At 71.1% G+C, this 10,683-nt stretch carries 10 protein-coding genes and 1 pseudogene; all 11 read right to left on the reverse strand.

The window, feature by feature from the left end:
• Nucleotides 1-855 (reverse strand): ABC transporter ATP-binding protein (locus AC2W7M_RS12130; protein WP_486132580.1); only part of this gene is annotated, 855 nt, incomplete at its 3' end.
• A 40-nt stretch (nucleotides 856-895) separates the two neighbouring features.
• Nucleotides 896-1,717 carry a carbohydrate ABC transporter permease gene (locus AC2W7M_RS12135; RefSeq protein WP_486132589.1) on the reverse strand — a complete coding sequence of 274 codons (822 nt, stop codon included), beginning with the start codon at nucleotides 1,715-1,717 and terminating at the stop codon, nucleotides 896-898.
• Nucleotides 1,718-1,722: 5 nt separating this feature from the next.
• Complete coding sequence (locus tag AC2W7M_RS12140) at nucleotides 1,723-2,661, reverse strand: carbohydrate ABC transporter permease (RefSeq protein ID WP_486132581.1); 939 nt, start codon at nucleotides 2,659-2,661, stop codon at nucleotides 1,723-1,725.
• 74 nt (nucleotides 2,662-2,735) lie between these two features.
• Nucleotides 2,736-3,968 carry an extracellular solute-binding protein gene (locus tag AC2W7M_RS12145; RefSeq protein ID WP_486132582.1) on the reverse strand — a complete coding sequence of 411 codons (1,233 nt, stop codon included), beginning with the start codon at nucleotides 3,966-3,968 and terminating at the stop codon, nucleotides 2,736-2,738.
• Nucleotides 3,969-4,018: 50 nt separating this feature from the next.
• Nucleotides 4,019-5,614 carry an aldehyde dehydrogenase (NADP(+)) gene (locus AC2W7M_RS12150; protein WP_486132583.1) on the reverse strand — a complete coding sequence of 532 codons (1,596 nt, stop codon included), beginning with the start codon at nucleotides 5,612-5,614 and terminating at the stop codon, nucleotides 4,019-4,021.
• A gap of 28 nt (nucleotides 5,615-5,642) precedes the next feature.
• A pseudogene (locus AC2W7M_RS12155) lies at nucleotides 5,643-6,817 on the reverse strand (fumarylacetoacetate hydrolase family protein).
• Nucleotides 6,818-6,865: 48 nt separating this feature from the next.
• On the reverse strand, nucleotides 6,866-7,636 hold the full coding sequence (locus AC2W7M_RS12160; protein WP_486132584.1) for an enoyl-CoA hydratase/isomerase family protein: 771 nt from the start codon (nucleotides 7,634-7,636) through the stop codon (nucleotides 6,866-6,868).
• A gap of 9 nt (nucleotides 7,637-7,645) precedes the next feature.
• Nucleotides 7,646-7,975, reverse strand: coding sequence for a hypothetical protein (locus AC2W7M_RS12165; protein ID WP_486132585.1), 330 nt, complete (start codon nucleotides 7,973-7,975; stop codon nucleotides 7,646-7,648).
• The gene (locus AC2W7M_RS12170) at nucleotides 7,972-8,697 is read right to left on the reverse strand and encodes an extracellular solute-binding protein (RefSeq protein ID WP_486132586.1); all 726 of its coding nucleotides are present in this window, start codon (nucleotides 8,695-8,697) and stop codon (nucleotides 7,972-7,974) included. Before AC2W7M_RS12170 ends, AC2W7M_RS12165 begins: the two co-directional genes overlap by 4 nt.
• Before the next feature lie 94 nt (nucleotides 8,698-8,791).
• Entirely contained in the window at nucleotides 8,792-9,991 is a 1,200-nt protein-coding gene (locus tag AC2W7M_RS12175) for a CaiB/BaiF CoA transferase family protein (protein WP_486132587.1), read from the reverse strand.
• A 56-nt stretch (nucleotides 9,992-10,047) separates the two neighbouring features.
• Nucleotides 10,048-10,683 (reverse strand): SDR family oxidoreductase (locus AC2W7M_RS12180; protein ID WP_486132588.1); only part of this gene is annotated, 636 nt, incomplete at its 5' end.

Genomic DNA, 10,683 nt, shown 5'->3' on the forward strand with positions numbered 1-10,683 from the left:
GCCGGCATGGATCGCGCCGGCGGGCAGCGGCAGGCGCGCCGTGCCGACGGCAAGCGCCCCGTCCGCCACCTCGGCCGCGATCAGGTTCATGGGCGGCGTGCCGATGAAGCGCGCCACATAGGTGTTGGCCGGCGTCTCGTAGATCTCGCGCGGGGTGCCGAACTGCTGGAGCGTGCCGTCGCGCAGCAGCGCGATGCGGGTGCCCATGGTCATCGCCTCGATCTGGTCGTGCGTGACATAGACGAAGGTGCCGCCGACGCGCTGGTGCAATTGGGTGATCTCGGCGCGCATCGCGGTGCGCAGCTTGGCGTCGAGGTTGGACAGGGGCTCGTCCATGAGGAAGGCGGAGGGCTGGCGCACCATGGCGCGCCCCAGCGCCACGCGCTGGCGCTGGCCGCCGGAAAGCGTGCGCGGATAGCGGTCGAGCATCTTGGTGAGCGCCAGCATCTCCGCCGTGCGCTCCACCTTCTCGCGCACCTCCGGGCTGCGCTCGATGCGGCGCTTGGCGAGGCCGCCGATCACCGGCAGGTGGAACCACCAGCGGTGCTGGCGCATGATGAGCGGGAAGGCGATGTTCCGGCGCACCGTCATGTGCGGGTAGAGCGCATAGGACTGGAACACGAAGGCCATGTCGCGCGCGCTGGGCGGCAGCCGGTCCACCCGCTGGCCGGCGAGGTGGATCTCGCCGCTGGTGAGGGTCTCCAGCCCCGCGATCATGCGCAGGATGGTGGACTTGCCGCAGCCCGAGGGGCCCAGCAGGACCAGGAATTCGTCGTCGCCCACCTCGATGTCGACATTGTCGATCACCTTGTGGGCCTCGAAGGACTTGGTGACGTTCGCGAGCTTGAGCGCCATGGGGCGTGTTCCTCGAAAATGGGGTGCGCAGGCGCGCGCGTCAGCCCTTGACGCCGCCGGAGGTCATTCCGGCGACCACGTAGCGCTGGACGAAGAGATAGAAGACCACCGCGGGCAGGGTGTAGATGAAGCCCACCGCCATCACCGTGTGGACCGGCGTCGACAGCTCGCCGACGAAGCTCGCCAGCCCCACCGAGGCGGTGCGCAGCTGGTCGTCGCTGATGAAGGTCTGGGCGAACACATATTCGTTCCAGCCGTGGAAGAAGGCGATCACCGCCGCCGCCGCGAGCGTCGGCGCGATCAGCGGCACCACCACGGTGAGCACGATGCCGAGGCGCGAGCAGCCGTCGATGTGCGCCGCCTCCTCGATCTCGCCCGGGACGGCGTCGATGGCGCCCTTCAGGATCCAGGTCACCACCGGCACCGTGAAGGCGGTGTTGGCCAGGATCAGACCGAGCAGCGTGTTGAGCAGGCCCATGCGCGCGAAGATGTCGTAGAGCGGCACCACCAGCATCGCCTCGGGCAGCATCTGGGTCAGGAACAGCACGAAGCCGAGCAGCAGCAGCCCGGGGAATTTGAGCCGCGAGAGCGCGTAGGCCGGCAGCACCGCGAGCAGGAGGGAGAGCACCGTCGTGCCCACCGCCACCACCATGGAGTTGAACAGCCAGTGCCTCAGCGAGGTGACGGTCAGCGCGTCGAGATACACCGGCAACTGGGACAGGTCCGGCAGCATCTGCGGCGCGGCGCCGAACAGGCGGGCCGACGGCGTCAGCGAGGTGACGAACATCCAGTAGAGCGGGAAGGCGGCGACCCCGAGCAGGGCCAGCACCGCGATGGCATGGAAGGGATGGAACCGGGCCATGGCGCTCACCGCCTCCCGCTCGCGGCTTCCGCGCGCCGGGAAGCCCAGAAATAGACCAGGGTGACGAGCACGGCGATGGCGAGGCCGACGATGCCCACCGCGGCGGCGCGGCCGAGGTCCAGATAGACGAAGGCGCGCCGGTAGAGGTCGATGACCAGTGTGTTGGTCTCGCCCAGCGGGCCGCCCTGGGTCATGATCCAGATCACGTCGAAGCGGCGCAGCGACCACACGGTGATGAGCAGCGCCAGCAGCGCAACGGTCGGGCGGATGGTGGGCCACACCACCGCCTTGAACACGCTGAGGCGGTCCGCCCCGTCGATCACCGCCGCCTCGCGCAGCTCGGACGGCACGCCCTGGAGCGCGGCGAGGATGACCACCGCCGAGAACGGGAAGATCTGCCACAGGGTGGTGATGAGGATCGCCGGCAGCGCGAAGGAGGGCTCGTCCAGCCAGTTGAAGCCGCCGGCCGAGAGGCCGAGCGCCTGCGAGGCGCGGCTCACGAGGCCGTATTGGGCGTTGTAGAGCCACACGAAGATGAGGGCGGCAGCCACCGGCGGCGCGGCCCAGGGGATGGTGACCAGCGCGCGGGCGATGCCGCGGCCGCGGAACGGCCGGTCCAGCAGCAGCGCCGCGCCGAGGCCGAGCAGGATCGAGCCGGCGACGCAGACCAGCGTGTAGACCACCGTCACCCGAAGCGCCTGGTGGAACTCGGGATCGCTCAGGATGTCGCGATAGTTCTCCAGTCCCACGAAGGTCTGGCGCGAGGGGTTCAGCAGCGAGGTGTCGGTCACGCTGAGATAGAATTGCTGCGCCAGCGGGTAGAACTGGAAGGCGAGCAGATAGATCACGACCGGCGCGACGAAGACCGCGGCGGTCCACCGGCTGCGGTCCGGCGCTGCGGCTTGGTCGGCGGCCTGAGGCCGGCTCTGGGCGGGGCGCGTCATCATCAAGGTCCCAAGGGGAAAGCGGGGGCGGCGCGGGCCGCCCCCGGCAGGGTCGCAGTCAGGTCGCGGTCAACTCACTGGCCGAGGACGCGCGTGGTGACGAGGCGCTGGGTCTCGTCCATGGCCGCCTTCGGCGCCATGCCGCCCTGGAGCACCTTGAGCACCTGGGCCACCACGATCTGCTGGATCTCCGGCGCCTTGGTCTCCAGGCCCTGCGGCAAAGCGGGAACGCTGTAGGGGGTCTGCGCGTCGTAGACCTTCAGCCACGGCATGGCTTCGAGTTCGGCGGCGGTGCGCGGCACCACCGTGGCGACGTTGGCGGCGCCGAGCAGGGTCTGCAGTTCCTGCTGCTGCTGGGGCTGAAGCGCCCAGCGCAGGAACTTCACCGCCGCGTCCTTCACCTTGGTGTTGGCGTTGATGGTGGCAGGCGCGAGGATCATGCCCTGCTCGCGGTGCGGGAAAGGCGAGGGGGCGGCGCCGATGGGGTGCGCCTTGCCCTCGGAGGTGAGAATGGTGGCGACGCCGCCATTGTCGATCTCCATGGCGATCTTGCCTTCCCAGAACATGCGCCGGTAGGTGGCGGCGTCGGTGCCCTTGGGGGTCACGCCGGCGTCGTAGACCTGCTTGTAGGCGGTGATGCCGGCGATCACCTCGGGGCTGTTGAAGGTGGGCGTGCCGTCGGGCTTCGACCAGCGGCCGCCGAAGCCGTAGACGAAATTGGTCAAATCATACCACATGCCGCCGCGCTCGGCCATGGTGGCGCGGAAGGCGAAGCCGTAATGGCCGTCCCTGGTCGCGGCCTTGGCGGCGGCCAGGAAATCGTCGAAGTTCGCCGGCGCCTTGCCGCCGGGCACCAGCGCGGCGTTGACGACCATGGCGTAGTTCGCGGTGTCGAAGGCGATGCCATAGCGCTTGCCGCCCACGAACATGAACTTGTCGGCGCTGGTGAACTTGTAGTCGGCGTCGGTGATGACGCCGTCCCACGGCAGCACCGACTTCGCCGCGACGGCGGCATAGAATTCCGGCAGGTCGAAGCGGATGATGTCCGGCCCGCCGCCGCCGCCCATCTGGGTGAAGATGGTGGTGGCGAAGGAGGAAAACGGGATGGTGATCGGCTTCACCTCCACGTCCGGATTCTCCTTGTTGAACTTTTCCACCCAGGCCTTGAGGCGGTCGCCGCGGCCGACCTCGGCGAAATGCGAGGCGGCGAAGGTGACCACGCTCTTGGTCTGGGCGGAGGCGGCGCCCGCGGCCAGGAGCAGGGCTCCGGCGGCTGCGAGCGGGGTCAGAAGGCGCTTCAGGGACATGGGCTTCCTCCAGTGTTCTTCTTGGGGTGGGCGCGGGGGGCGGGGTGAAATCAGCCCGGAGTTGTGCCCTGGAACGTGCCGTCGATGCGGCGCGGCACGCCGAGCGGGTTGGCCCGCTTCAGGGCGTCGGGCAGCAGGGCGTCGGGCACGTCCTGGTAGCAGACCGGCCGCAGGAAGCGGCGGATGGCAAGCGTGCCGACCGAGGTGGTGCGGCTGTCCGACGTGGCCGGGAACGGGCCGCCATGGACCATGGCGTCGCAGACCTCGACGCCGGTGGGCCAGCCGTTGAACAGGATGCGGCCCGCCTTGCGCTCCAGGGTCGGGATCAGCGCGCGGGCGGCGTCCGCGTCCGCCGCGTCCGCATGGATGGTGGCGGTAAGCTGGCCTTCGAGCTGGGCGATGGTGGCCTGCACCTCGTCGAGGTCGCGGCAGCGCACCACCAGCGAGGACGCGCCGAACACCTCCTCGGTGAGCGCATGGTCGCCCGCAAGCGCCGCCGCCTCGGTGAGGAACAGAGCGGCGCAGCCCTGGTGCGGGCCGGCGCCCGCCGTGCCGCGGGCGAGGGTCTGCGCATTGGCATTGGCTTCGAGCTGGGCGACGCCCGCCTCATAGGCCGCATGGATGCCGGGGGTGAGCATGGTGGCCGCGGCGCTCGCCTGCAGCGCCGCCCCCGCAGCCGCCACGAACCGGTCGAGATCGGGGCCTGCGAGCGCGAAGACGAGGCCGGGATTGGTGCAGAACTGCCCTGCACCGAGCGTGAGCGAGCCGACGAACTCCTTGCCCAGCGCCTCGGCGCGGGCGGCGAGCGCCGCCGGCAGGAGCACCACCGGGTTGATGGAGGCCATCTCCGCATAGACCGGGATCGGCTCCGGGCGCGCCTGCGCGGCGGCCACCAGCGCCAGCCCGCCGCGGCGCGAGCCGGTGAAGCCCACCGCCTTGATGCGCGGATCGGTGACGAGGGCGATGCCCACCTCGCTGCCGGACCCGAACAGCAGGGAGAACACGCCTTCCGGCAGCCCGCAGGCCTTGACCGCCTGCTGCACCGCGCGCCCCACCAATTCGGACGTGCCGGGATGGGCGGAATGGCCCTTCACCACCACCGGGCAGCCGGCGGCGAGTGCGGACGCGGTGTCGCCGCCCGCCACCGAGAAGGCGAGCGGGAAATTGCTGGCGCCGAACACGGCCACCGGGCCGAGCGCGATGTGGCGCTGGCGCAGGTCCGCGCGCGGCAGCGGCTGGCGTTCCGGCAGCGCCGGGTCGATGCGCGCCTCGATGAACGAGCCCTCGCGCAGCAGCTTCGCGAACAGGCGCAGCTGGCCCACCGTCGCGGCCGCGCTCGCTTCGAGCCGCCCGCGCGGCAGGCCGCTCTCGGCCATGGCGCGCACGATGAGGGCGTCGCCTATGCCGAGGATCGCCTCGGCGACGGCTTCCAGGAACCGGGCGCGGGTCTCCGGCGCGGTCTCGCGAAAGGCGTCGAACGCCTCGCCCGCGAGGGTGCAGGCGCGGGCCACGTCCTGTGCGGAGCCGCCCGCGAAGCCGGGCGCGAGCGTCTGGCCCGTGCCGGGATCGACGGCGAAGATCTCGCTGCGGCTGCCGCGCACGGCGCTCGCGCCGATCAGCATCTGTCCGGTGACTTCGGCGGTCATGGGAACCTCCATCTGGTGGCGAGGGGGCTCACAGGAGCCCGCGTCCCGCGAGGTTTCGCATGAGGTCGGCGACGCCAAATGTCCATGGCGCACAGTCCGAACAATGGCGCACGCGGTTGGACAGGGCGCCGAGGCTGGGCGTCGCAATGGTCACGGCGTCGCCGACCTTGTGGGTGAAGCCTTCGCCCGGGCGGTCGCGGTCTTCCACCGGGGCGAACATGGTGCCGAGCATGAGCACGAAGCCGTCCGGATAATGGTGGCTGGCGCCGATGGTGGCGGCGGCCAGCTCTTCCGGGTCGCGGCTGATCTGGCGCATGGAGCTCGCGCCGGTGAGGCGGAAGCCGTCCGGGCCGTCCACGGTCAGGCTCAACTCGGCGGTGCGCACGTCGTCCAGCGAGAATCCGGCGTCGAACAGGCGCACGAACGGGCCGATGGAGCAGCTCGCATTGTTGTCCTTGGCGCGGCCGAGCAGCAGCGCCGAGCGGCCCTCCACGTCGCGCAGGTTCACGTCGTTGCCGAGCGTCGCGCCGACGATGGCGCCGCGGCTGGTCACAACGATGGCGATCTCCGGCTCCGGGTTGTTCCACACCGAGGTCGGCAGGATGCCCACATGGGCGCCGGTGCCGACCGAGGAGAGCGGCTGGCCCTTGGTGAAGATCTCCGCGTCCGGGCCGATGCCCACTTCCAGATACTGGGACCACATGCCCCGCGCGATCAGCGCCTCCTTCACCTCCATGGCCGCGGGCGAGCCGGGCTTGAGCTTCGAGAGGTCGGCGCCGATCAGGCGGTCGATGTCGGCGCGGATCGCCAGCGCCTTCTCCGGCGCGCCGCGGGCCTGCTCCTCGATCACCCGCTCCAGGAGGCTGATGACGAAGGTGACGCCGGAGGCCTTCACGGCCTGGAGGTCGATGGGCGAGAGCAGGCGGGGCGCCGGGCGCCGCGCCGGCTTCGTCGGAATTGGCGAGCAGGTCGGCCGCCGCGCCGATCGGCACGCCCGGCAGGTCGCGGGGCGAGCGCCGCCGGGTCGGCGCTTTCGCACAGGTCGCGCACGGTGGGGGCCGCGGAGCTGGTGATGTCGATCACCTCTCCGCCGCGCACGGTGACGACGCTGGGGCCGATGCCGGGCCGGAAGGCGCGGCCGACGAGAAGGCCGCCTTCGGGAAGCGCGGCGGCGGGATCGAGGGTGAGGGCAGGGTCGGTCATGGCCGGATGTTTCCTCCTCGGATCGTTCTTGTTCTCAGGGGATTTGCTTCACTTGCGCCGGAACGCCGGGGCCCGTTTCTCCTTGAAGGCGGCGCGGCCCTCTGCGGCGTCCTCGGTCGCAAAGCAGATGGTCTGCAAATCCCGCTCATAGGCAATGGCCTGCTCCACCGGCAGAGCATGGGCGGCGGCGAGGTTGAGCTTCGCGGTCTCCGCCGCGATGGGCGCGCGGCTGGCGATGATCGCCGCCAGCTCCTGGGCGCGGGCCAGCAGCCGCTCCTGCGGCAGCACCTCGCTGACGAGGCCCCAGGCGAGTGCCTTGTGGGCATCGATGGGATCGCCGGTGAGGATCATGAGCGCGGCGTTCGAGGTGCCGACGGCGTGCGAGAGGAAGGCGGCGACGCCGCCGCCGCCGATCCAGCCGAGCTTGATCTCCGGCGCGGCGAACTGCGCATTCTCCGAGCAGATGCGGATGTCGCAGCTCATGGCGGTCTCCAGTCCGCCGCCGAAGGCGTAGCCGTTCACCGCGGCGATGGCGGGCTTGCGCAGCCGGCGGATGGCGTCGCAATAGTCCTCGCGGTTGCGGAAGTTCCAGGCGGTGTCGTAGCGGTCCAGCTCGCGGATGTCGGAGCCGCAGCAGAACGCCTTCTCACCCGCGCCGGTGAGCACCACGCAGCGGATGGCGTCGTCGTCGTTGATCCGCGCCACCGCCGCGACCAGCGCGCTGGCCATTTCCGGCGTCACCGAATTGAGCTTCTGCGGCCGGTGGAGCGTGAGGGTGGCGACGTGGCCGTCGATGGTGAAGGTGACGTCTTCGGTCATGGGGCTGGCCTATCGTTCGGTGCCGGGGACGCGGCTGCGGGCATAGCGCGCGGCGAGGTCCTCGAGGATGTCGCGGTGGGGGCGGCGGTCGGCGAGGCCATCGCGGATGAGGCGCGAGGCGTCCGCCTGGAAGGCGATGTAGCCGTCGTGGCGCGGCCGCACATAGGCCGCCTCCACGGTCTGCGCGGTGGCGGCGTAGAAGCCGCCCCAGCGCGCATTCACGCCCGCATCCTGCCAGGCCTCGCGCCGGCTCGGCTGGCCGTCATGGGCCGGGATGAAGCCGACCTGTGCGTCGGCGCCCAGCAGCCAGCGCAGATGGTCGAGCAGCGCCGGGGTCACATCGCAGCGGCGCGAGACGCCGATGCCGGCTGCCGCCCAGCGTCGAGCCGGCCGCCGCCGGGCGCCGCGCGCGGAGCGTCCGAGAAGGCGATGGGTTTCGCGGCCGGATCGCGCGGCGCCGCATAGTTCACATAGCCGTAGATCAGCGGGCACAGCGCCACGTCGTCGTGCGCGGCCATGTGGCCGAGGATGCCGATGGGGTTCTTGTCGCGCACCGCCGCGGGCGAGCGGTCGGCAAGGCGCGCCATGAGGTCGAGCACATCCCCGCCCACGGCATCCGAGACCAGGCGGTCCGGGTCCGCCACGGCGGGCGGCTCGCCCAGCGCGGCGGCGATGGAGAGGAAGGTGAGGCAGGCATGCGGGCCGGCGAGGGAGAGCGCCACCGGCGCCCGCTCGGAAAGGGCGACCACCTCGTCCCAGGTGACGGGGGCGGGACCGTCCAGGAGGTCGGCGCGGCGCGCCATCACCTGCGTCGCCGCGTCCAGCGGCAGCGCCCAGTGGGTGCCGGCGAAGCGGTAGCTCGACAGGCTGGGGCCGATGCTGTCGCGCTCCAGCGCCGCGATCTCCTCGGGCGAGAACAGGTCCTCCAGCGGCACGAGGCAGCCCTTGGCCACCGCCTCGCCCACATGGGGATGGTCCAGCACCACGAGGTCGTAGCGGGCGCACAGATCGTCGATGGGATGGGCCTCGAACCCCTCCAGCGGCTGCTTGTCCCAGGCCAAGGAGAGGCCACCCGCGCGGTCGAGCCGCGCGCGCGCGGCGAGGCGGTGTAGCCGCGCGGATGGTCCCAGGTGAGGCCGCGATAGTCCATGGCGCTCAGCTCTCCGCCACCGCGCCGGAGGCGAGAAGGCGGGCGATGTCGGCCTCGCCATAGCCGGCCTCCGCCAGCACCTGGCGCGAGTGCTCCCCCGCGAGAGGCGCGCCGCGGTCCACCTGCGAGGGCGTCTTGGAGAATTTGATGGGGAAACCCGGCGTCGTCACCCGGCCTTCGGTGGGGTGGTCGTAGGTGACGAAGGTGCCGTTGTGGGCCACCTGCGGGTCGCTCACGAGGTCCTCGTAGCCATAGACCGGCCCGGCCCACACGTCGGCGGCGCGGAAGATGTCGAGCCATTCGGCGCTGGTCTTGCCGGTGAGCTTGGCGCGGGTCTTGGCGAAGATGGCGTCGCGCTGCGTCCAGCTGTCCACCTCGTCGCTCAGGGCGAGGAAGGACGGCTCGCCGATCAGCTCGCCCAAGAGCTTGAGCGAAGGGAAGGCGAGGACGATGAAGCCGTCGGCGGTCGCGAACACGCCGTAGGGCGCGCGGATATAGACGTGGGCGTGCGGCTCGGCGGAGCGCACCTGCGGCTTGCCGGCCACCGTGAACACGGAGAGCTCCTGCATCTGCAGCGTGGTGATGGCGTCGAGCATGTTCACCTGCACCAGCTGCCCCTCGCCGGTGCGCTCGCGGTGGAGCAAAGCCGCGAGCACGCCCTCGAAGGCGGTGTAGGCGGTGACGGCATCCACCAGATACTGGCCGGCCGGGGTCGGCGGCTCGCCCGCGCGGCCGGCCGAGAGCATGGCGCCGGACATGCCCTGGAGCAGCAGGTCCTGGCCCGGGCGCTGGGTGTAGGGTCCGCTCTCGCCATAGCCGGAGATGGAGCAGTAGACGAGCTTCGGATTGATCGCCGACAGCGTCTCGTAGTCCACGCCGAGCCGCTGGGCGACGCCGGGCCGGTAGTTCTGGAGGAACACGTCGGCGCTCTTCACGAGGTCGAGCAGCACCGCCTTGCCCTCGGGCGACTTCAGGTCCACCGCCAGCGAGCGCTTGTTGCGGTTGAGCGAGAGGAACGAGACGTTGATGCGGTTGCCACCCGCCCCGCCGGCCGCCACGTGGCGCTGCCACTCGCCGGTCACGGGCTCAACCTTCACCACGTCGGCGCCGAGGTCGCCGAGCCTTTGGGCGGCGAACGGGCCGGCCATGGCGATCGAGCAGTCGAGCACGCGGTACCCGGAAAGAACGTTACGCTTGCTGTCCATGCCTGGTCATCCTTGGGTCCGCGCGCCGGCGGAAGCTGCTCTCGAAATGGGGCGCCTCAGGTGGCCGCGCGCGCAGGGTGCGGCGCGGTCTCACCCGGGGCGATGAAGTTGCGGTTCCATGTGGGGCTGATGAGGATCTCGTTGACGCAGGCGCGCGGCGGCATCTCGCACACCGCGCGGATCATCCGCGCCACGTCGGCGGGATTGAGGAGCCGCGCCAGCTCCTCGGGCGGCGGCGGCGCGGGGCGCTTCGCCAGGATGTCGGTGGCGACCTCGCCCGGCATCACCACGCAGGCGCGGATGCCGCTCGCGCATTCTTCCATGTTGAGCGAATGGCCGAGCGCGACGAGGCCGTGCTTGGTCGCGTTGTAGGCCGGCCCGCCGAGCTTCACCGCGTGGCGGCCGACCCAGGACGAGACGATGACCACGAGGCCACCGCCGGCTGCGCGCATGCCCGGCAGCACGGCCGACACGGCATACATGACGCCGCTGAGATTGACGGCGACGATCTTGTCCCAGGACGGGATGTCGATGTCGGCGAAGGCGCGGTTGGGCACGTTGATGCCGGCGCTCGCCACCAGGATGTCGACGGCGCCGTGCGCGGCGGCGATCGTCTTGCCCGCATCGGCCACGGCGTCCGCGTCGACGACGTCGGAGGGGGGAGGGGGCGGTGGCGCGGCCGCCCGCCGGCG

The organism is Xanthobacter sp. BG11Y11_SDJG, assembly GCF_057364445.1.

Coding starts and splice junctions, on each gene's coding strand:
- AC2W7M_RS12135 (WP_486132589.1), bottom strand. CDS start 1,717: ATGGCCCGGTTCCATCCCTTCCATGCCATCGCGGTGCTGGCCCTGCTC.
- AC2W7M_RS12140 (WP_486132581.1), bottom strand. CDS start 2,661: ATGACGCGCCCCGCCCAGAGCCGGCCTCAGGCCGCCGACCAAGCCGCA.
- AC2W7M_RS12145 (WP_486132582.1), bottom strand. CDS start 3,968: ATGTCCCTGAAGCGCCTTCTGACCCCGCTCGCAGCCGCCGGAGCCCTG.
- AC2W7M_RS12150 (WP_486132583.1), bottom strand. CDS start 5,614: ATGACCGCCGAAGTCACCGGACAGATGCTGATCGGCGCGAGCGCCGTG.
- AC2W7M_RS12160 (WP_486132584.1), bottom strand. CDS start 7,636: ATGACCGAAGACGTCACCTTCACCATCGACGGCCACGTCGCCACCCTC.
- AC2W7M_RS12175 (WP_486132587.1), bottom strand. CDS start 9,991: ATGGACAGCAAGCGTAACGTTCTTTCCGGGTACCGCGTGCTCGACTGC.